Annotated in this window: 20 protein-coding genes and 1 tRNA gene; 7 read left to right on the top strand and 14 right to left on the bottom strand. The window is 69.0% G+C overall.

Annotated features, from left to right (window positions below; translation table 11 throughout):
* Positions 1-5: 5 nt before the first annotated feature.
* From ACK5KK_RS04260 to ACK5KK_RS04300, 9 genes are read right to left on the bottom strand one after another with little or no spacing between them, the layout of a single operon-like run.
* Entirely contained in the window at positions 6-1499 is a 1494-nt protein-coding gene (locus tag ACK5KK_RS04260; protein ID WP_416888849.1) for an aldehyde dehydrogenase family protein, read from the bottom strand.
* Entirely contained in the window at positions 1496-2137 is a 642-nt protein-coding gene (locus ACK5KK_RS04265; protein WP_416888850.1) for an HD domain-containing protein, read from the bottom strand. The genes ACK5KK_RS04260 and ACK5KK_RS04265 overlap by 4 nt, the downstream gene beginning before the upstream one ends.
* 7 nt (positions 2138-2144) lie before the next feature.
* Entirely contained in the window at positions 2145-3434 is a 1290-nt protein-coding gene (locus tag ACK5KK_RS04270) for an NAD(P)/FAD-dependent oxidoreductase (protein ID WP_416888851.1), read from the bottom strand.
* Between the two features lie 10 nt (positions 3435-3444).
* Entirely contained in the window at positions 3445-3765 is a 321-nt protein-coding gene (locus ACK5KK_RS04275) for a 2Fe-2S iron-sulfur cluster-binding protein (RefSeq protein WP_416888852.1), read from the bottom strand.
* A gap of 16 nt (positions 3766-3781) precedes the next feature.
* Complete coding sequence (locus ACK5KK_RS04280) at positions 3782-4537, bottom strand: SDR family NAD(P)-dependent oxidoreductase (RefSeq protein WP_416888853.1); 756 nt, start codon at positions 4535-4537, stop codon at positions 3782-3784.
* 19 nt (positions 4538-4556) lie between these two features.
* A complete protein-coding gene (locus ACK5KK_RS04285) occupies positions 4557-6392 on the bottom strand; it encodes a PEP-utilizing enzyme (protein ID WP_416888854.1) in 1836 nt (611 codons plus the stop codon).
* A gap of 56 nt (positions 6393-6448) precedes the next feature.
* Complete coding sequence (locus ACK5KK_RS04290) at positions 6449-7522, bottom strand: PEP/pyruvate-binding domain-containing protein (RefSeq protein ID WP_416888855.1); 1074 nt, start codon at positions 7520-7522, stop codon at positions 6449-6451.
* Position 7523: 1 nt separating this feature from the next.
* Entirely contained in the window at positions 7524-8804 is a 1281-nt protein-coding gene (locus tag ACK5KK_RS04295) for a cytochrome P450 (protein WP_416888856.1), read from the bottom strand.
* Positions 8805-8857: 53 nt separating this feature from the next.
* Entirely contained in the window at positions 8858-9658 is an 801-nt protein-coding gene (locus ACK5KK_RS04300; protein ID WP_416888857.1) for an IclR family transcriptional regulator, read from the bottom strand.
* 152 nt (positions 9659-9810) lie between these two features.
* On the opposite strand from ACK5KK_RS04300, the gene ACK5KK_RS04305 reads away from it, so the two are divergent.
* Complete coding sequence (locus tag ACK5KK_RS04305; protein WP_416888858.1) at positions 9811-10452, top strand: HD domain-containing protein; 642 nt, start codon at positions 9811-9813, stop codon at positions 10450-10452.
* A gap of 6 nt (positions 10453-10458) precedes the next feature.
* On the opposite strand, the gene ACK5KK_RS04310 is transcribed toward ACK5KK_RS04305, so the two are convergent.
* Positions 10459-12138 carry a DUF885 domain-containing protein gene (locus ACK5KK_RS04310; RefSeq protein ID WP_416888859.1) on the bottom strand — a complete coding sequence of 560 codons (1680 nt, stop codon included), beginning with the start codon at positions 12136-12138 and terminating at the stop codon, positions 10459-10461.
* Between the two features lie 75 nt (positions 12139-12213).
* On the opposite strand from ACK5KK_RS04310, the gene ACK5KK_RS04315 reads away from it, so the two are divergent.
* Together ACK5KK_RS04315 and ACK5KK_RS04320 are read left to right on the top strand one after the other, a co-directional pair.
* Positions 12214-13284, top strand: coding sequence for an LLM class flavin-dependent oxidoreductase (locus ACK5KK_RS04315; RefSeq protein WP_416888860.1), 1071 nt, complete (start codon positions 12214-12216; stop codon positions 13282-13284).
* Positions 13281-14120, top strand: a complete 840-nt coding sequence (locus ACK5KK_RS04320; protein ID WP_416888861.1) for an alpha/beta hydrolase fold domain-containing protein — start codon at positions 13281-13283, stop codon at positions 14118-14120. Before ACK5KK_RS04315 ends, ACK5KK_RS04320 begins: the two co-directional genes overlap by 4 nt.
* On the opposite strand, the gene polA is transcribed toward ACK5KK_RS04320, so the two are convergent.
* On the bottom strand, positions 14114-16747 hold the full coding sequence (polA, locus tag ACK5KK_RS04325) for a DNA polymerase I (RefSeq protein ID WP_416888862.1): 2634 nt from the start codon (positions 16745-16747) through the stop codon (positions 14114-14116). The genes ACK5KK_RS04320 and polA overlap by 7 nt on opposite strands.
* Positions 16748-16799: 52 nt before the next feature.
* Between polA and ACK5KK_RS04330 the strand changes: the two genes are divergently transcribed.
* Positions 16800-17228, top strand: a complete 429-nt coding sequence (locus ACK5KK_RS04330) for a PaaI family thioesterase (RefSeq protein WP_416888863.1) — start codon at positions 16800-16802, stop codon at positions 17226-17228.
* A 13-nt stretch (positions 17229-17241) separates the two neighbouring features.
* Here the strand turns inward: ACK5KK_RS04330 and ACK5KK_RS04335 are convergent, their stop codons facing one another.
* The gene (locus ACK5KK_RS04335; protein WP_416888864.1) at positions 17242-17859 is read right to left on the bottom strand and encodes an ANTAR domain-containing response regulator; all 618 of its coding nucleotides are present in this window, start codon (positions 17857-17859) and stop codon (positions 17242-17244) included.
* 94 nt (positions 17860-17953) lie between these two features.
* Between ACK5KK_RS04335 and ACK5KK_RS04340 the strand changes: the two genes are divergently transcribed.
* From ACK5KK_RS04340 to ACK5KK_RS04350, 3 genes are all read left to right on the top strand, one after another.
* Positions 17954-18036, top strand: a tRNA-Leu gene (locus ACK5KK_RS04340).
* A gap of 186 nt (positions 18037-18222) precedes the next feature.
* The gene (locus tag ACK5KK_RS04345) at positions 18223-19488 is read left to right on the top strand and encodes an MFS transporter (protein ID WP_416888865.1); all 1266 of its coding nucleotides are present in this window, start codon (positions 18223-18225) and stop codon (positions 19486-19488) included.
* A gap of 52 nt (positions 19489-19540) precedes the next feature.
* A complete protein-coding gene (locus ACK5KK_RS04350) occupies positions 19541-20194 on the top strand; it encodes a TetR/AcrR family transcriptional regulator (RefSeq protein ID WP_416888866.1) in 654 nt (217 codons plus the stop codon).
* A 21-nt stretch (positions 20195-20215) separates the two neighbouring features.
* On the opposite strand, the gene pyk is transcribed toward ACK5KK_RS04350, so the two are convergent.
* Together pyk and ACK5KK_RS04360 are read right to left on the bottom strand one after the other, a co-directional pair.
* Positions 20216-21664, bottom strand: coding sequence for a pyruvate kinase (gene pyk / locus ACK5KK_RS04355; protein WP_416888867.1), 1449 nt, complete (start codon positions 21662-21664; stop codon positions 20216-20218).
* 82 nt (positions 21665-21746) lie between these two features.
* A partial coding sequence (locus ACK5KK_RS04360; RefSeq protein WP_416888868.1) for an FAD-dependent oxidoreductase occupies positions 21747-22641 on the bottom strand: 895 nt, incomplete at its 5' end.

Here is a 22641-nt window from a genome sequence, read left to right on the forward strand (position 1 = left end):
TCACACTATCGGTGGCTCCGATGCACGGACTTCACGGTGAGGTAGGCGCTCAGGCCCTCGATGCCGTACTCGACGCCGAGCCCGGAGTCACGCCTGCCGCCGAACGGCGCGAAGTGGTTCGAGCCGAAGAAGTTCACCCCGACCGAGCCCGAATCCACGCGCCGCGCGACCTCGAACGCGTGGTCCTCATCGGCTCCGAACACGATCCCGCCGAGTCCGAAATCGGTGTCGTTGGCGACCTCGACCGCGTGGCGTTCGTCGCGGCACGGCAGGATCGTCAACACCGGACCGAAAATCTCCTCGCGGGCGACCCGCATCGACGCCGTGACGTCGGCGAACACGGTCGGCGCGATGAACGCGCCGTCGGGGATGGGCGGGGGCACATCTCCCCCGACGACGACCCGGGCGCCCTCGGCGATGCCCGCCTCGATGTACGACCGCACAGTGTCCCGTTGCGTCGCCGTCGCGACCGGACCGAACACCGTCGCTGGGTCGAGCGGGTCACCCACTGCGGCCGCCGAGATGGTCTCCGCGACCATCGACACGACATCGTCGTACCGTTCCGGGGTGACCAGCAGGCGCGTCGAGATGTAGCAGGTCTGTCCCGTGTTGCGCAGACAACTGCGCACCAGGATGCTCGACAGCGCGTCGAGGTCGGCATCCGGCAGCACGATCGCCGACGACTTTCCGCCGAGTTCCAGCGTCACCGGGCGCAACAGTTCTCCGCACGCCGCGGCGATCCGGCGCCCGACCGGCGTCGACCCCGTGAACGCCACTTTCGCGATGCCACGGTGCCTCACGAGCGCGTCACCGACCTCCCCTCCCCCGGTGACCGCGTTGATCACCCCATGCGGAACACCGGCCTCGTGCGCGGCCTCGAGCACGAACCTCAGCGACAGCGGCGTGGGGCTCGCGGGTTTGATCACGACCGTGCATCCGGCCAGAAGCGCGGGAGCCAGCTTGATCATCACCAGGTTGATCGGGAAGTTCCACGGCGCGATCAGCGCGCACACCCCGATCGGGTCGCGCAGCACCGCGGTCTCGTGCCGACCGTCGGGGAAGGGCCTCACATCCGGCGCCTCCAGCCACTCGGACAGTGTGGCGAAGGCGCGCAGGATGCCGGCGGCACTCGCCGCCGCGCCGGCCGTCTCCGCCACCGGGGAGCCGTTCTCGAGGGTGTTGGTGACCGACAGCGGGTCGCCGCGTCGCTCCAGAGCGACCGCGAACCGCCGCAGCAGCTCTGCGCGCTCGGCCGGGGTGCGCGCCGCCCACCCCGGCAGGGCGGCCCCGGCGGCAGCGACCGCGCGGTCGACGTCGCCCGATGTGGCCTCGGCGACGCAGCCCCACGCGACCCCGGTAGCCGGGTCGACGACGGGTGTTCGCCGATCGCCGGCCGCGGCGACCCAGGCCCCGTCGATCCATAGGTCGTCGGTGTCCGTGAACGGCAGGCGGCTGATCGCCTCGGCGTGCCGCCGCGCGATCGCGGATGCCGTTGTCATGCCAGCTGCTCCGTCTTCAGCAGGGCTTCCGACCGGGCCAGCTCGGTCATGGCCATCTCGACGGCGGCCTCGGTGAGCAACTCCGGCACGATCTCGGACCGCAACCGCCGACAGTACTCGGCCGGGGTGAGGCCGAACCAGCTCGACGCCAGCGCGATCCCGGTGGGGGTGAACCTCCAGAGCCGGTCGGCGTCGCGCACGAGGGAGTCCTCCAGCGACCGCGACACGGCGCGAGTGTCGTGTCCGTCGATGATCTCGGTCACCCGGCCGATGAGGTCGGCATCGTAGCCGAGCGGGGGCAGCACCTCCCGCGCGATCGCGCACCCGTGACGTTCGTGTTCGAACCGCACGTCGGCCTTGCGCCAATCCCCCGTGAAACCCTCGGAGAGGATGCGGTCCTCCTCGACGCGGGCCCAGCCGGTGTCGTGCAGCAGGATCGCCACCTTCACGACGACGGCATCCGCCTCCGGGTACGCGACGCACAACCGTTGCGCGTAGGCGAACGAGATCGGCAGGTGGATGTCGTTGGAGCGGGCGCGCGACTCGGCCACGATGGCCTGCCAGAGCGGGTCGAGCGCGGCGTCGGGGGCGGCGTGGATCGGCGAAACGTCAATCGGGAGCGTCGTGGGAACAGGCATGTCCACCTCAGTCGGAGACGGCGACGGTGACGTCGCGCACGGATTGCTTGAGCGGCACCTCGGGGTCGGCCGCTGTGTCGGCGGGGATGGTCTGCCCTTTCGTGAGCGCACCCCTGATCGTCATGAACTCGGCGGGACGGTTCACGCAGTCGGCGGCGATGAGGTGGCCGCCGCGGTAGTACAGCACCGTGAACTTCTCGTCGTCGGGCGCGCCCCGCACCACCACCTCGTCGTAGCCGGTGGACAGGCCGGCGATCTGCAACTTCAGATCCGCCTGGTCCGACCAGAACCACGGCACGGTCCGGTAGGCGACCTCGCGCTGTCCGAGCAGCGTCGCGGCGGCGATCTTCGCCTGTTCCAGCGCGTTGTTGACGCTCTCGATCCGGACGGTGCCGCCGGCACCGAGCGGGTACGGGTTGGGCATGACCGCACAGTCACCGGCGGCCACCGTGCGCCCGTCGGAGGCCCGCGCCGCTTCGTCGACGACGATGCCGCCCTCGACGGCAAGCCCCAGCTGTTGCGCGAGCTCGACCCGGGGAACCACGCCGATGCCGATCACCACGAGGTCGGCCGGCACGACGGTGCCGTCGCCCAGTTCCACGCCGGTGACACGTCCGGGTGCGCCGGCGACGGCGGCATCCGCTCCTACGATCCGGATCACCGAGGCACCCAGGATCACCTCGGTACCACGCCTGCGGTGTGCCGCGAGGTAGAACGCACTGGTCTGCTCGGCCACGACACGCCCGACCAGGCGCGGACCAGCCTCGACGACGGTGACCTCCCGGCCGAGCGTGCGGGCCACGGCGGCGGTCTCCAGCCCGATGAATCCGCCGCCGATGACCACCACCCGCCGCACGGCCTCGTCGCGCAGGGCCGGCTCCAGGCCGATCGCGTCGTCGGCGTCGCGCAGGTAGTGCACGCCCTGGTAGTCGGTTCCCGGAACGGGCAACCGGCGCGCGGCGGCACCGGTCGTGAGCGCCAGCCGGCCGAAGGCGATCTGCCGACCACCCTCGGTCGTCGCGGTTCCGTCGCCGTCCCCGTCCCGGGTCAGGGTGACCACGCGGTCACCGGTGACCAGTTCGATGTCGCGTTCGGCGAACCACTCGCGGGTGCGCAGGATGACGTCGTCGGGCTGCAGCTCGCCCTTCAGCCATCCCTTCGAGAGAGGCGGTCGCTGGTACGGCCGGTGCGCTTCCTCGCCGACGAGGACGATGGGATCGCGGTCGCCGAGGTCGCGAAGGACGGCGGCCAACTGCACGCCTGCCTGGCAGGCGCCGACGATCAAAGTGGTGGACATGCGGGCCTCCTCAGATCTGTGTGCTCGGGGTGGTGACGTGGTACTCGCAGCCGTCTTCGAGCCGGATCTGGCACGACAGCCGCGAGTTCTCGGCGCGTTCGACGGCGGTGCCGTCGAGCATCTCGTCCTCCAGGTCATCGGGACCGCCGACGAGGGCGAACGTCTCCGGGGCGGCGAAGACGTGGCACGTCGCGCACGACAGGCTGCCGCCGCACTCGCCGACGATCCCCGGTACGCCGTTGCGGACAGCGGTCTCCATGACGGAGTCGCCGGGCCTGCCGTCGATCCGGGTCACCGTCCCGTCGTCGGCGGTGTAGTTCACCTTGCTCACGTGTCTTCCTCTCGGGTCACAGGTACTGCCGGCCACCGTCGACGACGACGGTCTGGCCGGTGATGAACTCCGCCTGCGGCGAAGCCAGGAACAGGACGGCACCGACGATGTCGTCGGGGTGGATGGCGCGTTTGATGGCGCCGCGATCGACGCCGTACGTGTCGGCGCCGGCAATCAGATCGTGACTGGCCTCGGTGAGGGTGAACCCGGGCGCGACCGCGTTGACGGTGATGCCCCGTGCGCCCAGCTCGGTGGCGAGGACCCGGGTGAGACCGATCACGCCGGCTTTGCTGGCCACGTAGTGCGCCCACTGCGCCGACCCGCTCATGACGGTCGCCGAAGCGATGTTCACGATGCGGCCGCCGTCGCGCAGCACCGAGGCGCACGCGCGGGCGACGAGCCACGGCCCCTTGAGGTTCACCGACATGACGCGGTCCCACTCGGCCTCGTCGATCTCGTGGAACGGGCTTCGGGTCAGCGTCGCGTAGATCGCCGCGTTGTTGACGATCACGTCGATGCCCCCACCGACCTGCGCCGCGAACGCGGCCAGGGCACGCACCGAGTCGGCGTCGCCGACATCGACGCCGGTGCCCACGGCCGACAGCCCCGCTCCGCTGAGGTCGGCGGCCGTGCGCACCGCCGCCTCCTCATCGATGTCGGCCAGGACCACGATGTCGCCCGCTCGCGCAAACCCGTGGGCGAAGGCCCGGCCGAGTCCGCGCGCCCCACCGGTGATGAGTACCGTGCGGGGCGACCTCGTGGTGGTCTCCATGGTCGTGTTCTCCTCGGGCTCAGTCGATCAAGGTCACGATGCCGGTGTTGCCGTCGACGCGCAGTCGCTGACCGGTGCGGATCTCGCTGGATGCCGTGCCGGTCCCGGTGACGGCGGGCATGCCGTACTCGCGACAGACGATGGCGGCGTGGCTCATCATGCCGCCGATGTCGGTGACGGTCGCGCGGATCTTGCCGAAGATCGGCCCCCAGCTGGGAGCGGTGACCGGGGCCACCAGGATCTCTCCCTCCTGCACGTCGGCGAGCTGGTCGGCGGTCGCGATGACGCGGGCGGGGCCCTCGGCGACACCGGGCGACGCGGCCATGCCCTTGAGCGTGCCCTCGGGGACATCACCGGTGCCCAGCCAGTTCTGGATCTGGTCGTCGGTGATCCCCCACAGCATCAGGGTGAACGGCTCGGTGATGACCGCCGGCGGCCGGTTCAGCGCCGGCTGCGGCCGCGCCGTGGACAGCGCGTCGACGATGCCGCGGCGCCGCTCCACCTCGGTGGGCCAGTAGTCGGGGCCGATGGCCGGTGCGCCCACCATCCAGCCGTTGACATAGTCGAACAGCACTTCGCGCACCTCGTCGCGCCGCAGGTACATCATGTCTCCGGCGCCCGGCCAGAAGCCCTGTTGCTGCAGCAGCGCCGACAACTGCCGGATCTTCCGCCAGAACACTCCCATCGTCCAGTGCTCGATGTAGAAGTTGTGGTTCTCGACGTACGGGTACACCGTGCGCGCCAGACCGAGCTTGCCCTGGAACGTGTCGAGCATGTCCCCCGAGAGCAGCTCGGCGTACTCGGTCGTGATCCGGTCGCGTTCGGCCACCAGCTCCGCCACGTGCCGGTCGATATCGGCGCCGGCCTGCAGCCGTTCGATGTACCCGGCGATGAAGCCCAGCGCGATCGAGGGGACGTCGCGCCAGTACTCGTCGTGCGCGTAGAACCCGTTCCCGGTGGTGAAGTTGAACCACGGGTCCTGGGCGGCTGCCCACGCCTCGGACCAGGCTCCCCCGGAGGGGTGGGTCCGCAGCGCGGTCAGTGTGGCCTCGGCGTCGGACGTGTCGGCGAACAGCGCGGTGAGCCCGTCGCGCACGGCGATCTTGGCGAGCTTCTTCAGCTCGTCGTCGGGGCGGAACAGTTCCATGTCGACGCCCTGCACGAGCGTCGCGATCGCCTGGTCCGGAATGCGCGGGAACGCCTCCTTGCAGAACATGAACAGGTCGAGGTAAGCGACGTAGCCGAGGTTCAGGAATTCGAAGTGGTACTGCCAGGCGCGGTAGGCCAACGCGATCAGTCGGTCGTAGTCCGCGAGGAGTTCGGTGGCGGGACCGGTGCCTTTCCCGTCGAGCACGTCCTGCAGCGCGATCGCATCCGGCAGCGCGGTGAACTCAATCGCCTCCATCTCGTCGATCGTGGCGCGGAGCTTCCGGTGCCACTGCTCCAGCAAGTTCTCCCAGTTCTGGAAATAGTGTCCGGCGCGTTCCATGAACTGTGGGACGCGTGCCTCGATCTCGGCGGGGTCGACGGCGACGGGCGACATGAAGACGTACCCGTTGTGGATCCGGTACTCGATGCCGTTCGCCGTCGGGATCAGCAGCTGACGCGAGTTGTACTGCCCCAGGCATCCGACGGCGAACTCGAACCCGATCGTCTCGAACGGCTTGGTGACCGTCGGCCAGTGCTGGCTGTCGCAGAACCAGAACTTCGCCTCTTCGATCTGGCGACGGTTGTCCTGGAAGACCAGGTTGTAGGCGTACAGCTCCTTCCACCCCTCAGCGCCGGCCGGGGGTGCCTGGTCGTAGGGGCTCGGGAAGGTCTTGCGTGCGGGTGCGGCGACAGTCGTCTCTGACATGGCGGTCCTTTCGGGTGCCTCGGGTAGGCGGATGCCCGGGATGGGCGGTGGGGACCTCAGCGGCCGATCTGGGCCATGAGGGCTTGGGTGATACTGGAAATGCCGAACCCGGACGTCTTCGACGTCGGCGCGTCCGGTTTCGTAGACCACACGGTCTCGGGGCGCGACTGCAGCAGCAGCAGATTCTCGCCCTCGGGGAGCGACCGGTCGATGGCCCACTCGATGTCCTGCGGGCACCCGAAGTGCCGCTCGGCCCGCTTGGCCATGCCCGCGACCAGGCTCACCTCGGCGTCGGTGAGGCTGCGGATGCCGCGCCGCTCCTGCTCGACCTCTCGGTGGACGATGCCGCGTGCGGTGACGTCGGGAATGAGCTCGATGTGCTTGTCGCCGACGTGTTCGTCGGTGACCGTCAGCATGACCTTGTCGACGTGCAGGTTGTCGGGGGTGACCTCGCCCGACACGACCAGCTCCCCCAGCCCCCAGGCCGCGTCGATGACGATCGTGGAACGGTCGCCGTTGGACGGATCGAGTGTCATCGCGACGCCCGCCGTGCGTGCGTCCACCATCTTCTGCACCGCCACCGCCATCGACAGTCCCTCGTTCGGGATGTCGTTGCGCAGCCGGTACACCACCGCCCGCGAAGTGTACAGCGAAGCCCAGCAGCGACGCACGTGCTCGGCGACTTCGTCGCGACCGACCAGCCACAAGTAGGTGTCCTGCTGTCCGGCGAAGCTCGCGTCGGGAAGGTCTTCGGCCGTCGCCGAGGATCGCACCGCCACGGGGGCCTCGGCCTCGAAGCGGCTCTGCAGCCGGTCGTAGGCCGCCGTGAACTCGGCACGGATCGCCTCGGGCACCGGGCGCTGCTGGATCTCCTCCCGGATGCGGGCGGACACCTCGTCGACGCTGGCGACGTCGTCGGGGCGGATGCTCGCGAGCAGTTCGTGGATGACGTCGGCCACGCCCGTGGTCTCGACGAAGGATGTGTAGGCGTCGGTCGTCACGGCGAACCCGGGCGGCACCGGCATGCCGGCGCCGGTGAGGTTCACCAGCGACGCGCACTTCCCGCCGAGTCGTTCGATGGGAGCCGGCCCCGCCTCGTCGAAGAAGCGGATGAACAGTGAGTCGGTCATGTCAGCTCTCCCAGGTCACGGGCACCGACGTCGGCACCCGGAAGGACAGGTTCTCGGCGAACCGGATGTCCGCGCCGGGCGTGAGCCGCAGCGACGGAACCGCCGCGATGGTCTCTTCGAGCACGATCCGCGCCTGCAGCTTGGCGAGCATGTTGCCCAGGCAGTAGTGGATGCCGAACCCGAAGGAGAGATGGTTGCGGGCGTCGTCGCGCGAGATGTCGAACTCCGCCGGGCGCGCGAACACGTCCTCGTCCCGGTTGGCGGAGCCCATCACCAACAGGATGTTCGCCCCCTCGGGCACCTCGACCGAGCCGATCGTGGCCGCCTTCGTCGCCCGGCGTCGCCAGGCGACGATGGAACCGCTGTAGCGGAGCACCTCGTCGATCGCGCCCGGCACCCTGCTCGGGTCGGCCACCAGGGCCGACCAGGACTCGGGGTGGCTCAGCAGCAACCGGATTGCGTGGGAGATCAGGGTCGTGGTGGTCTCGTGGCCGGCGAACAGCAGGCTATAGCACAGCGAGGCGATCTCGTGGTCGGAGATCTCCGCCCCGCCGTCCTGCGCGGTGACCAGGTCGGCGACGAGCGAATCTCCGCCGTCGCGGTGGGCGTCGGTGACGAGCCGCTGGCACTCCGCCCAGTATTCGACGAGGTTGTGGGCGTGCGGGATCTGCTCCCGCTCGTCGAGGTCGCCCCACGTCATGGCGGCACGCGAATCCGACCACCTCTTGTACGTGGGCACCATCGCCGGGTCGACGCCGAGAAGGGTGAGGATGGTGACGGTCGGAATGTCGAAGGCGATGTCCGTCAGGAAGTCACCGGCACCGTCCTCGGCCGCCAGCATCCGCTGCAGCGCCGCTCGGGTGTTTTCGCGGATGGACGGCTCGAGCACCTTGAAGCGCCGGGGCGACAACGCGCGCTGTGCCAGCGCGCGAATGCGAGTGTGGTCCGGGGGGATCCGGGCGCTCAGCCCCGAATAGGCGGTGAACCCACCCTCCTTCATGATCCGGGTGGCCTCGGCGCTCCGCTCGCGCACCGGTGCCTGCGCGTTATCGCTGGAGAAGGTCTCCCAGTCGTCGAACACGGCGCGAACGTCGGCCCACCGCGTGACCACCCAGTAGCCGATCCGCTCGTCGTACATCACCGGCTCCTCCCGGCGCAGTTCCGCGTACGCGGGGAACGGATCGTCCATGCGGAAGGGCTGGTATCCGTGATGGTCGGCGGTGCCGTGCGCGACGGGGCATCCCACCGCCGGCCGGGTGTTTTCGGACCGAGACAGAGTCATGGAGGCTCCTTCGCATCGTTGCCGTTTCGGATTGCCCCCATCTAACGACCGGGTCAGCCCGGAGGCCCCGTCGTCTTCTGCTCAGCGGAAGCGACTTCGGCGCGCCGCTTCGCCGGGCGCAACGAAGCGAGCGGGAACGCTCCCACGCTCGACTCGATACGCCGGGCGATGCCGCGCATGGCGGGCAGGTAGCGTTCCAGGTTCACGCCGTTCTCGCTCGTGGTCACCAGCCCCACCGCCGCACCGACTGCGCCGTCCCGCCCGAACAGCGGAACCGCGATGGATGCCGAACCGACCCTGACCTCGTCGAGCGTCACGGCGTACCCGCGCTCGCGCACCGTCACCAGCTCCCGAGCCAGCACCGCCGGGTCCACCCGTGTGCGCGCGGTGCGGCTCTCCAGGGGCTGCGCCAGCACGGCATCCCGCACCCACTCGCCCTCGAACGCCAAGATCACCTTCCCGACGGCGGTCGCGTGCAGCGGGAGCCGTCCCCCGACACGGGACGCCTGCGGCACCCGGCGGGTGCCGTACACGCGGTCGATGTAGAGCACATCTCGCCCTTCCCGCACGGCCAGGTGCACGGTCTCCTGGGTGAGGCTATACAGGTCCTGCAGCAACGGGCGCGCGATGTCGCGCACCTGCCGGCCCGCGTGCATGCCCAGCTCCCACAATCTCAGACCGATCTGGTAGCGGCCGTGACCGTCGCGCTGCAGTGCGTCCCACGCCTCCAATTCGCCGACGAGTCGGTGCGCGGTGCTCAACGGAATACCGGTTTCGTCGCTGATCTCGGTGAGACTGCGCGGCGACAGGTTCTCTTCGAACACGGCAAGGATCGACAGCACCCTGCCTGTCACCGTTTGTCCCGGGGAAGACACACCACCGGCCATCCGCGCCACCTCGCACGATCGAACTGCTTCCGGTGACCGAAAGTCTATTTGATCCGTGACGACCACGGTGGCACGGTACCGACATGGGATCGACCTCCAGCACAAGACTCGGACGTGACGTGCACGCCCACCTCCCGCCCCCCGGCGACGTCGGAGGCCTTGTGAGCATCACCGGCGACGACGACGCCGTGTGGTCGCGCGCCGCCCCGTTCCTGGCGGTGCGCAACAACGACAGCCACACGCTCTACGCATACGGATTCGCGCGTGCGCTGCTGGCGCGCCTTCCCGGGACCGACGGGGAGGTCGTGCAGTCCGCGATCCTGCTCCACGACACCGGATGGTCGACGGTTCCCGAGGACGCCATACTCGAGGCCATCGCGCCCGGCGGTGGCCGGCCGGACCTCGTCCGGCGGCATGAGATCGAGGGCGCACGCATCGCGACAGAGATCCTCACCGCCGAGCACCGCCCGCGTGTACTCATCGATCGGGTGAGCGAGATCGTTGACGGGCACGACTCGCGTCGGCACGCGCTCAGCGCGGAGGACGCAATCGTCAAAGATGCCGACAAGCTGTGGCGCGTGAGCCCGCACGGTATCGCGACCGTTGCGGCGTGGTTCGCGCTCACTCCGCGCGAGGCGCTGCGCCTGACGGCGGCGCGCGTCGAGGACGCACTGTTGACCGAACCGGCGCGGGCGATGGCCGCGGCGCTGATCGCGGCGGGTTCCATCGACCTGGCACCGCAACGCCAGGGCCTGGAATGAAGCCGCTCAATCCGCCGACATCGCGGTGCGCAGGGTGTCCAGGCCCAACCCGCCCAGTTTCAGGGCGCGGGTGTGGAACGCCTTCTCGTCGAACCCGGCACCGGCGGTCGCCCGCGCGTCGGCACGCAGGTCCTCCCAGATGCGCTGCCCCACCTTGTAGGACGGAGCCTGTCCCGGCCACCCGAGGTAGCGGTTGACCTCGAATCGAACGAACTCGTCGGGCATGTTGACGTTGCGCCGCATGAACTCCAGCGCGTAGTCGGCGTCCCAGACGCCCTCTCCGTCGAGTCGGGGCTTTTCCAGGTGCACACCGATGTCGAGCACGACGCGCGCCGCGCGCATCCGCTGTCCGTCCAGCATCCCCAGCGCGTCGGCGGGGTCGTCGAGGTAGCCGAGATCGGCCATGAGCCTTTCCGCGTACAGCGCCCACCCCTCGATGTGGCCGCTGGAGCCGGCCATGAGACGTCGCCACGAATTCAGCTCGCCCCGGTTGAACACCGCCTGCCCGATCTGCAGGTGATGACCCGGCACCCCCTCGTGGTACACGGTGGTCAGTTCGCGCCACGTGGCGAACGTGTCCACACCCTCCGGAACGGACCACCACATCCGCCCGGGGCGGGAGAAGTCGTCGCTCGGTGCGGTGTAGTAGATCCCGCCGTCGTTGGTCGGCGCGATCCTGCATTCCAGCCGGCGCAGCGGGTCCGGGATGTCGAAGTGCGTCCGGCCGAGCTCTGTGACGGCGCGGTCACTCGTCTCCTGCATCCATCGCTGCAGCTCCTCGGTACCGTGCAGCTGACGGGTCGGGTCGGCGTCGAGGAACGCGACCGCGTCCGCGACGGTACCGCCCGGAACGATCCGACGCGCGATCTCCTCCTGTTCGGCCACCATTCGCGTCAGTTCGCCGATCCCCCACTCGTAGGTCTCATCGAGGTCGACCGTTGCGCCCAGTGCGCGCCGCGAGTGCAGCGCGTACCGCTCGCGACCGACCGCGTCGCGCTCGGTCGCGACGGGCGCGAGTTCGGTACGCAGGAACGCCGCGAGCTTGTCATACGCGACTCGTACCGCCACCGCGTTGTCGGCAAGCTCACGCGCGAGCGAGGCCGGCAGGTGCCCGTCATCGGGGGCGGCATCACCGACGAACTGCGCGAAGAAGCCACGATCCGCGGTGTAGCGGGCGATCTGTGCCGCCACCTCGCGCACCTGCCTCCGGGCCGGGGTGATACCGGCCGCGATGCCCGCGCGAAGCGTGCGCGTGTATCCTTCGAGCGCGGTCGGGAGCGCTCCCAGGCGACGAGAGACGACCGCCCAGTCGTCGACCGTTGCGGTCGGCATCAGGTCGAATACCTCCCGCAGCTGCTGTGACGGCGAGGTGAGCACGTTCAGGTCGCGCAGGTGCGCGCCGGCGTCGTGGAGGTCCAGATCAAGCTGGAGGCGGGCGGCAAGATCCGCCTTGGTGACGGCGTCGACGCTGTCGACGGGTTCCGCCGCAGTGAGTGCCGACAACGTCGCCGCCGTGGCGGCGCGGGCCCGATCGGTGCCCTCCGGCGACAGGTCGTCGAGTCGGTCGTTGTATTCGGCGCGTCCGATGTAGGTCGCGTAGGTCGGCGACATCGCCGCGACCGTGTCGACCCACGCATCCGCGATGGTGTCGATGGGGGTGGGGGTCCTCACGGATTCGTCGGTCATCCCACCAGCCTACGGTGCGCCCCGCGGAGGCAGCAGGGACGAAGCGGCGCAGCGCCCGGGGGCTACCCTGGGGTCATGACTCCCGTCGACAGTGCCCACGAGTGCGCGGGACCGGCGACGGACATCGCTTTCGGCGTGTTCGACTCCTTCGACCGCGGCGGCAAGGACCCCGGGGCGGTCCTGCGCGAACGGCTCGATTTCGCCGTCGCGGCAGAAGCGGCCGGTATCGATCACTACCACGTGACCGAGCATCACGGCACGCCGCTGTCGGTGTGCCCCTCCCCCAACCTCTTCCTCGCCGCACTCGCACAGCGCACCCGCACCATGCGCATCGGGGCCCTCGTCTACGTGCTCCCGATGTACCATCCGCTCCGCCTCGCGGAAGAGATCGCCACACTCGACCGGCTCACCGAGGGGCGTGTCGACGTGGGCGTCGGGGCCGGCATCAGCCCGTTCGAGCTGTCCTTCTTCGGCGTGGACGCGCCGCAGCGGATGCCGGAGTACCACCGCGTGCTGGCCTCGCTGTGCGAGACCTTCGAGACGGGGGCGTACGTCACCGCCGACGGCGAGCAGGTGCCCCTGTCGATCACCCCGGTGCAGCACCCGCGACCCGCCCTCTGGTACGCCTCCACCAACGCCTCCTCGTCGACCTGGGCCGCCAGCAACGGCATCAGCTTGGCGGGCCGGTGGAACTCCGGGCAACTCGCTGAGGTCGCCCGGGCGTACTGGGAGGCCGTCATCCCGGGCGCGGCGCTCCCCCACCCCTTGCGCGTCGGCCCGTCGGCATCGGTGGTGGTCGGCGAGACCGATGACGCCGCGCTCGACCTGTTCCGCGACGCGGGAACGCGTTTCACGAGCGACCTCCTCCGGCTGTGGCACGAGCACGACAACACCGCGTTCGACGCCTCCTACGATCTCGACAACATGATGGCCAAGGGAAACGCACTGGTGGGTTCGGTCGAGACGGTGACCGACGCGATCCTGGCGCAGCTCTCGGCCGCGCCCGTCAACTACTTCGAGGCGACACTCGTCTTCGGCACGATGACCGCGGCGCAGGCACACGACAACCTCGCCCGTTTCGCTCAGGTCATGTCCCACGTCCGCGCGGCGGTGCCGTCGGTTCGCTCGCCCCGGGGCACGACGTGACCGCCGAGGTTGTCGTGGAACGCGACCTCGTGTACGCGCGCCTCGGCGAGCGAGAGTCACGGTTCGACCTCTACCTGCCCCGGCACGCCCCCGGCCCGCTCCCGGTCGTCCTCTACTTCCACGGCGGCGGCTGGCGCCAGGGGTCTCGTGCCGCGGGCAGCGCCGACCGGCTCGAACCCGTCGCCCGCGCCGGCATTGCGGTGGCCGCGGTATCGTACCGGTTCAGCGGTGAGTCACTGTGGCCAGCGCAACGCGACGATGCGGTGGCCGCCGTCGACCACCTCCGCCGCCACGCCGCACGGTGGGGCCTCGACCGCGACAGGGTGGGTCTGTGGGGCGCGTCGGCGGGTGGGCAGATCGCCCTTATGACAAGCTATCTGTCGGTGTGGCCGGGCGACCAGCCCGACAACCCGATCCGCTCAGTCGTCGCGTGGTTCCCCGCAACCGACCTGGCGGCGATGGCGACCGACACCCCGCCCGAGGGGGCCGTGCTGCCCCCGTTCGTCGATCCCGCCGGCCCCCGCCCGGACTTCGAGCGTGAGCTGGTCGGGGCCGCGCCCGGCGACGACGCGACTGACGCGCTGCGAGCCGCCAGTCCACTGTGGAACCTCGGCGCGTCGCCGCCGCCGACACTCCTGATCCACGGGACCCACGATGGACTCATCAGCCCGCAGCAGTCCGTGCGGTTGTACGAGGCCCTCCGCGAACGCGGGGCGCGCTGCGAGGCGCTTCTGGTGACCGGTGCCACCCACGAGGACGCCGCGTTCGACTCCCCCGCGGTCACCGGAGCGACCGCGGCGTGGTTCACCGCGATGGCGGGCGTCCGCGGTCAGTGAGCCGCGAGGTCCCAGTCGTCGCCCCGCCCGATCTGCACGTCCAGCGGAACCGACAGCTCGGCGGCATCGGCCATGCGGGCACGCACGATGCTCTCCACCGCGTCCCATTCGCCGGCCGCCACCTCCACGACGAGCTCGTCGTGGATCTGCAGCAGCACCCGCGACCGCAGGTGCGCGTCGATCAGCTCGTCGTGGATGCGGAACAGCGCGATCTTCATGATGTCGGCGGCGCTGCCCTGGATGGGCGCGTTCAGCGCGGCCCGCTCCGCGTTCTCACGAAGCACGCGGTTCGGACTACCGAGGTCGGGGAACGGGCGTCGGCGCCCGAAGATTGTCTCGGTGTAGCCGTCGATGCGAGCCTGGGCGACCGCACCGCGGAGGTAGTCGCGCACCGCTCCGAAGCGGTCGAAATAGTCGACCATGAGCTGTTTGGCCTCGGACTGCTCGATTCGCAGCTGCTTGGACAGCCCGAACGCCGACAGCCCGTACACCAGCCCGTATGACATCGCCTTGACCTTGGTGCGCATCGCCGCACTGACATCGGCCGGCCCGACGCCGAAGACGCGCGCACCGACGAAGCGATGCAGATCCTCACCGAGATTGAACGCCTCCACCAGGCCCGGGTCCGCGGACAGGTGCGCCATGATCCGCATCTCGATCTGCGAATAGTCCGCGGTCAGCAGCGTCTCATACCCCTCCCCCACCTCGAAGGCGGAGCGGATCCGGCGGGACTCCTCCGTGCGTACCGGGATGTTCTGCAGATTCGGGTCGGTGCTCGACAGCCGGCCCGTCTGGCTGCCGGTTTGCACGTACGTCGTGCGGATGCGGCCGTCGGCGCCGATCGCGCTGTCCAGCGACTCGATGATCTGGCGCAGTTTCGTGGCTTCCCGATGGCGCAGCAGCAGGTCGAGGAACGGATGGGGGTTGGTCTCCTGGAGGTCGGCGAGCACGGCGGCATCCGTCGAGTAACCCGTTTTGGTCTTGCGGGTCTTGGGGAGCGCGAGCTGGTCGAACAGCACCTCCTGCAGCTGCTTCGGCGACCCCAGATTCACCTCGCGGCCGATCGTCTCGAACGCCTCCTGCGCGATCACATCGGCCCGCTCCCCCAGCTCGGTCGAAAACCCCGAGAGCGTGGGGTGGGAGACGGCGACACCGGCCAGCTCCATGTCGGCGAGGGTGTCCAGCACCGGCAACTCGATGTCGGCGAGCACGGCCGCCACCGGCGACGGCATCGCCTCGCGCACGGCGTCGGCGACGCGCAACGTGTACCACGAGAGCTGGCCCGCCGTGGCACCCTCGGTCTCGGGGACGAGCTGGGTCGGGTCGGACTCGGGGAGCTTCTCGTCAAGGTACCGGCCCACGAGGTCGGCCAGGGACTTGTCGGGGAAGCTCGGCCGGATCAGCCACCCGGCGAGAACGACATCGAACGCGACGCCCCCGACGCGGATGCCGGCACGACGCAAGGCCTTCAACTGCGGTTTCGCGTCGGAGAACACCTTCGGGTCGTCGCCGGCGAGCCATCCCGCCACAGCGGCGGCGACCTCGTCCGACCACGACGCCTCGACCGCGCCGTCCACAGAGGCCAGGCCGATGCGCACCGGCATCCCCTCGGCGACCGTGACGGTGACCCCGATCTCGCCGGCGGCTGCCGTCGTCCAGTCCGCCAGCGCGGCGGCATCGGCCTCGACCGGGGTGGGCGCGGCGGACGTCTCGCTCGGACCGGCGTCGGACGCATCGGCCCCGAACGCATCGAAGACCCGCGGCAGTAGCGTGCGGAACTCAAGCCGGGCGAAGATGTCGCGGACGGCTTCGGCGTCGATGGGCCGCATCGTCAGATCGGGGGGACCGACGGGAAGGTCGACGTCGCGCACCAGCGCGTTGAGGGAACGGTTGCGGCGCACGTCGTCGAGGTGGTCGCGCAGGTTCCCCCCGACGACGCCCTTGATCTCGTCGGCCCGCTCCAGCAGCGCGTCGAGCGAGCCGAACTGCGTCAACCACTTGACAGCGGTCTTCTCCCCCACCTTGGGAACGCCCGGCAGGTTGTCGCTGGTCTCCCCGACCAGCGCCGCGATGTCGGGATAGTTGTGCGGCGGGAGACCGTACTTGTCGACGACCGCATCCGGCGTGTACCGCTTCAGCTGCGACACGCCCTGCACGCTCGGGTAGAGCAACGTGACATCGTCGGTGACGAGCTGGATGGTGTCGCGGTCCCCCGAGCACACCAGCACCTCGAACCCTTCTTCGGCGCCGCGGGTCGCGAGGGTGGCGAGGATGTCGTCGGCCTCGATATCCTCCTTGGTGAGGACTGTCACGTTCATGGCCGCCAGACACTCCTGCAGCAGCGGGATCTGACCCTTGAACTCGGCCGGGGACTCGGCGCGGTTCGCCTTGTACTCCGGATACTCGCGCGTGCGGAACGACTGCCGCGACGTGTCGAACGCAACCGCGAGGTGCGTCGGCTGCTCGGCTTTCACGAGGTTCACGAACATCGACAAGAAGCCGTAGATGCCGTTGGTGTGCTGGCCCTCCTTCGTGGAGAAGTTGTCGACCGGCAGCGCGTAGAACGCACGGTAGGCCAGCGAATGGCCGTCGACGACGAGAAGGGTGGACTGTGCCGAGTCGTTCACCCCGACAGCCTAGCCGGGAGCGCGGACACGAACGGCTATCGTGAGACCCGAGATGAGCAGCGATACGACACCACAGATCGACGGCCTCGCCTGGGTCGCCCAACGGGGAATGGGCGCTCTCGCGCAGAGGATGGGGATGCGTTTCATCGAGTTCTCCGTCGAGCGCGCCGTCGCGACTCTCCCCGTCGAGGGCAACACCCAACCGGTCGGCCTCATGCACGGCGGTGCCTACGTCGTGCTCGGGGAGTCACTGGGCTCGATGGCTGCGAACCTCTACGCCGGCCCGGGGCGGTTGGCTGTCGGCGTCGACATCAACGCGACACACACGCATTCGGCGACCTCCGGCACGGTGACCGGCGTGTGCACTCCCGTGCACCTCGGTCGCTCGCTCACCGTCCACGAGATCGTGGTGACCGACGAACGGGAGCGACGGCTGTCCACCGTCCGCATCACGAATGTGATCAAGGATCACCCCGCCTGAGGCGGGGGCGGCGTCAGCTCTTCTTGGGCGAAAGCTGCTCGATGATCGCCTTGGCGACATCCTGCATCGTCAGGCGGCGATCCATCGAGGCCTTCTGAATCCACCGGAACGCCTCGGGCTCGCCCAAGCCCATCTTCTCGTTGAGTAGGCCCTTGGCCCGGTCGACCAGTTTGCGCGTCTCGAACCGCTCCACCATGTCGGCGACCTCGGCCTCGAGGGTGATGATCTGCTCGTGACGGGCCAGCGCGATCTCGATGGCCGGGAGGAGGTCGTTCGGAGTGAACGGCTTGACGACGTAGGCGAGTGCGCCGGCCTCGCTGGCACGCTCGACGAGTTCCTTCTGGCTGAACGCGGTCAGCAACACGACCGGGGCGATGTTGGCCTTGCTCAGACGCTCGGCCGCACTGATGCCGTCGAGCACCGGCATCTTCACGTCCATGATGACCAGGTCCGGACGCAGCTCCGTCGCCAGCTGAACCGCGGTCTCACCGTCGCCCGCCTCGGCCACCACGTCGAAACCGTTGTCGCGGAGGATCTCGACGATGTCGAGCCGGATGAGCGATTCGTCCTCGGCGACGACGACGCGGCGCGGCGAACCGGGGGCAGGCGTGCTCTGTTCCTGATCAGTCACCCTTGAATCCTACGGCACCCGCACCCGGACTCGTCGAACCGGTCCCGTGGCACGGAGCGAGTCGGCGACTGCGGTATCGTCGATGTGCACGATTGCCGGTGTGGCGGAATGGCAGACGCGACCGACTCAAAATCGGTTGCCCGCAAGGGCGTGTGGGTTCGACTCCCACCACCGGCACAGAAGGACCCGACGTGACATCCGGGGTCCGAGCACTCTCCTCGCTCTCGGCGACGCCCTCGTCGTCGATCTAATGGTAACGATTCTCACTATGTTTCGGTACTATCATCCCGAAAAGAAGATGCGCGCGGATCTGAGCACCACACGAGGCAGCCGAGCCCGGCGCGCCGCAGGCGAGACCACACGATGAACCACGAGCCAGAACCGATCACCGACGCTGTCGCACCCCCGCGACGTGCTCCAGAGGCTCCAACACACCCGGCGACGCAGATCCCGCTCCTGCTTGCGACAGTGTTCCTCACGTATCTCGGGCAGATGATCCTGAATCCGATCATCGCACCCCTGGCTCGCGAGGTCGGCCTCGCCGAGTGGCAGATCGGGGTGACGATCAGCACCGCAGCGGTCATGGTGGTGGTGAGCAGCCAGTTCTGGGGGCGTCGTTCACAGTCCTGGGGTCGCAAACCCGTGCTCGTCGCGGCTCTCACCCTGGCCGCCCTCACCATGATCGGCTTCACGATCGTGTCAGCGCTCGGCATGCAGGGGCTCATTCCTGCGGGGCTGCTGTTCACCTTGTTCATCCTGTTGCGCGGAATCGGGTTCGGGTCGGCGATCGCCGCCATCCCACCGACCGCGCAGGCGTACATCGCAGATGTCACCCCGGACGAAGCGACCCGCACCAAGGGCATGGCCAGCATCGGGGCCGTGCAGGGCGTGTCGACGATCGCCGGCGCCGCGGTCGGCGGAGCTCTCGCAGGACTCGGGCTGATCTGGCCGATCGCGGCAGTGCCCGCGCTGCTGGTCGTGACTGTCGTGCTCGTTGCCGTGAAGTTGCGTCGAGAGCCTCGGCAGGAATTGATCCCAGACCCGGCCAAGGTGCGCCCGACGGATGCGCGGGTGTGGCCCTTTCTGCTCGCGGGTTTCGGCATGTTCACCGCACTCGGGTTCATGCAGGTGCTCATCGGCTTCGTGGTGCAGGATCGTTTCGCACTCACCGGTCAGGTCACCGGCGTCGTCACGGGTGGATCGTTGCTCGCCGCGGGGGTCGGCATGGTGGTCGCGCAAGCAGTCATCGTTCCCAGGAGCGGCTGGTCTGCGGGAACGCTACTGCGTATCGGCACGTTCGTCGCGCTGGGCGGTTTCGTGCTCTTGATTCCGAGCCTCGGCATCTGGGTGCTCATCGCCGCGGTTCTGCTGATCGGGCTCGGCCTTGGCATCGCGATGCCGGGATACACGGCGGGCCCGACCCTGCTGATGCACCGTGACGAACAGGGCAGCCTCGCCGGGCTCATCGGCGCAACGAACGGTCTGACATTCGTCGTCGCGCCGACGGCGAGCACTCTGCTCTACGGCGTCTGGGAACCGTTGCCCATCATCGTCGGCGCCACCGTCATGGCCTCGATCTCAGTCTTCGTGCTGCTCCATCCCAGCTTCCGAAGCCGGCGACTCGCATGAACGAGGAGCATCCACAGCCATGACGTCTGCCGCAAGAATCGGGCGACCGCCCGTGTTGACCCGTGAAGCGATCGCACGGGCCGTGCTCACAGTCGGTTTCTCCGACCTGACGTTCGCTGCGGTGCGCGACCAGCTGGGCGTCGGCCACACCACGCTCTACCGCCACGTCACAGACCGGGACGAACTCGTGCGGATCGGCCTCAGCCACATCTTCGAACACGCCACCTGGCCTTCCCTCGACGGCCATTGGCGCGAGGTACTGAGTGACTATGCGCTCACTTTCTGGCACCTCCTGGCCGCGAATCCCGGCTCCGCCACCGAAACAGCCCGCGGCCTCGTGCCGCCGCTGATGATGTGCCTCACCGATGACCTCTGCGCCGCGCTGCTTCGGCAGGGTTTCACCCCGCCGAACGCGATCCTCGCCGCCGACATCGTCTTCGACATGGTCACCGACAACCGCCGCGGTGTCGAGCACGTACACTCCGCACGGTCCGACACCGGAGGTTCCAACACCCGCGGTGTCGATGTCCGCTCCCCGAATCAGGTCGAATCGCCATCTGCACGGCCCGCGACCGAGCAGGAACACCAGGCGATCCACACCGCGATGTCCGATGCGATGACATCCGACCCGCTGGACTGGTTTGCCCGGAAGCTCCATGTCGCGCTCGACGGCGTGGAACGATCGCTCGCTCCCAGCGAGGGCTGACGCCGGTGTATCAGACCGGGATCACATCCCGGTCTGATACACCGGCGCGTTGCCGTGCGCGGCGTCACCGACCTTGTGAATGCGGATGTCGTTGGTCGATCCCATGATTCCGGGAGGGGACCCCGAGATCACGACGACCTTCTCGCCCTCGGCGACGAGGCCGGAGGCGAGGAAGAAGTCGTCCACCTGGTGGTACATCAGGTCGGTGTGCACGACCGGTTCGACCAGGCTGGAACGGATTCCCCAGGTCAGCGCCATGCGCCGCCGGATGGCGGGGTCGGTCGCGAACGCCATCATCGGGATGCGGGGCCGCAACCTCGACATGCGGCGCGCGGTGTCACCGGACTCGGTGAAGATGCAAATGTACTTGGCCTCGACGAACTCGGCCACCTCCTCGGCGGCGAGGGTGATGATGCCCGCCTGTGTGCGGGGCTTCGAGTTCACCGGCGCGATGCGCTCGAGGCCGTGCTCCTCGGTGGACTCGATGATGCGGGCCATCGTGTCGACGACGACGGCAGGATACTTGCCGACGCTGGTCTCACCGGAGAGCATCACCGCGTCCGCGCCGTCCAGGACCGCATTGGCGACGTCGCTGGTCTCGGCCCGGGTGGGAACCGGCGACTCGATCATCGACTCCAGCATCTGCGTCGCGACGATCACGGGCTTGGCCATCCGGCGGCACAGCTCCACCGCACGCTTCTGCACGATCGGCACGGCTTCCAGCGGCAGCTCGACACCCAGATCGCCGCGGGCGACCATGATGCCGTCGAAGGCGTTGATGATCTCCTCGAGCGCCTCGACCGCCTGCGGCTTCTCGATCTTGGCGATCACCGGGATCTTACGTCCCTCCTCGCCCATGATCTCGTGCACGCGGGCGACGTCGGCGGCACTGCGCAAGAACGACAGCGCGACCAGATCGGCGCCGGCCTGCAGACCCCAGCGGAGGTCGGCTTCGTCCTTCTCGCTCAGGGCGGGGACGTTGACGGCGACCCCGGGCAGGTTGATGCCTTTGTTGTTCGACACCGCACCAGCCACGACGACCTCGGTGGTCACCGTGTCGCCGTCGACGGCGGTGACGCGCACGCGCACCTTGCCGTCGTCGATGAGCAGGTCATCGCCCGGCTTCACATCGGCGGGCAGGCCCTTGAAGGTCGTCGAGACGATGTCCTTCGTCCCGGGGATATCGGCCGTGGTGATCTTGAAGGTGTCGCCCACGGCGAGCTCGTGCGGGCCGTCGGCGAAGCGCCCGAGGCGAATCTTCGGGCCCTGCAGGTCGATCAGGGCGGCGACGGCGCGGCCGGCGTCGTCGGCTGCCTTCCGCACGTTCGCGAAATTGGCTTCGTGCACGGAGTAGTCCCCGTGGCTGAGGTTGAATCGGGCGACGTCCACACCGGCATCGATGACGGCACGAACCGTCTCGTAGGTGGATGTCGCGGGGCCGAGGGTAGCAACGATCTTCGCGCGTCTCACGTGTCAGACTCCGGGTTTTCGGGGGCGGTTACGGGTCTTGGATCACTTCAGCCGAGCCGGCTGAACGGATGGGGCTTCCAGCCTAGGCCGAGGGAACAGCGATCGCGACGTCACCGGGACGCACCGGCGACGGCAGCAGTGTGTGCCCCATGAGGTACGTGTCCACGGCGGCGGCGGCCGCACGTCCCTCCGCGATCGCCCAGACGATCAGCGACTGCCCGCGTCCGGCATCGCCGGCGACGAAGACGCCCTCTGCGGAGGTCTGGTAGTCGTCCGCGCGGGAGATGCTGCCGCGATCGTTGAAGCTGGCGCCGAACTGTTCGAGCGTTTCCCGCTCGGGACCGGTGAAGCCCATGGCGATGAGCACCAGATCGGCGGGGATCTCACGCTCCGTGCCGCTCTTGGGGATGCGCCGGCCGTCGACGTATTCGGTCTCCGCGACGCGGAGCGCGCGTACTTCGCCCGCGTCGTTGCCGAGGAACTCGACGGTGGAGGCGAGATAGGACCGCTCGCCGCCCTCCTCATGGGCCGACTGCACTTCGAAGACGGTGGGTGACATCGGCCATGGCTGGTGCGCCGGTCGCTCGGAGGGGGGCTGCTTGCCGATGGCGAGGTTGGTGACGCTGAGCGCTCCGTGGCGGTGGGCAGTGCCGATGCAGTCGGCTCCCGTGTCGCCGCCGCCGATCACGATCACGTGCTTGCCGTCGGCGTGGATCTGCTGCGGCACCGCATCCCCGGCGACGGCCTTGTTCGACTCGACCAGGTACTCCATCGCGAAGTGCACCCCATCGAGATCACGGCCGGGCAGCGGCAGGTCCCGCGGCACCGTCGCACCGGTGGCGACCACGACGGCGTCATACCGGGCCCGCAGGTCGGACCAGGTGATGTCGGACCCGATCTCGACGCCGGCGCGGAACCGCGTCCCCTCGTCCTGCATCTGACGCAGCCGCGTCTCGAGGTGGCGCTTCTCCATCTTG

This window comes from Microbacterium sp. (genome assembly GCF_047972865.1).
Taxonomy (GTDB): Bacteria; Actinomycetota; Actinomycetes; order Actinomycetales; family Microbacteriaceae; genus Microbacterium.

Bases quoted from the DNA above. Each gene is read 5' to 3' on its own strand.
- ACK5KK_RS04295 (WP_416888856.1), bottom strand. From the start codon at position 8,804: ATGACTCTGTCTCGGTCCGAAAACACCCGGCCGGCGGTGGGATGCCCC.
- ACK5KK_RS04285 (WP_416888854.1), bottom strand. From the start codon at position 6,392: ATGTCAGAGACGACTGTCGCCGCACCCGCACGCAAGACCTTCCCGAGC.
- ACK5KK_RS04345 (WP_416888865.1), top strand. From the start codon at position 18,223: ATGAACCACGAGCCAGAACCGATCACCGACGCTGTCGCACCCCCGCGA.
- ACK5KK_RS04270 (WP_416888851.1), bottom strand. From the start codon at position 3,434: ATGTCCACCACTTTGATCGTCGGCGCCTGCCAGGCAGGCGTGCAGTTG.
- ACK5KK_RS04330 (WP_416888863.1), top strand. From the start codon at position 16,800: ATGAGCAGCGATACGACACCACAGATCGACGGCCTCGCCTGGGTCGCC.
- ACK5KK_RS04290 (WP_416888855.1), bottom strand. From the start codon at position 7,522: ATGACCGACTCACTGTTCATCCGCTTCTTCGACGAGGCGGGGCCGGCT.
- ACK5KK_RS04280 (WP_416888853.1), bottom strand. From the start codon at position 4,537: ATGGAGACCACCACGAGGTCGCCCCGCACGGTACTCATCACCGGTGGG.
- ACK5KK_RS04315 (WP_416888860.1), top strand. From the start codon at position 12,214: ATGACTCCCGTCGACAGTGCCCACGAGTGCGCGGGACCGGCGACGGAC.
- ACK5KK_RS04260 (WP_416888849.1), bottom strand. From the start codon at position 1,499: ATGACAACGGCATCCGCGATCGCGCGGCGGCACGCCGAGGCGATCAGC.
- ACK5KK_RS04265 (WP_416888850.1), bottom strand. From the start codon at position 2,137: ATGCCTGTTCCCACGACGCTCCCGATTGACGTTTCGCCGATCCACGCC.
- ACK5KK_RS04310 (WP_416888859.1), bottom strand. From the start codon at position 12,138: ATGACCGACGAATCCGTGAGGACCCCCACCCCCATCGACACCATCGCG.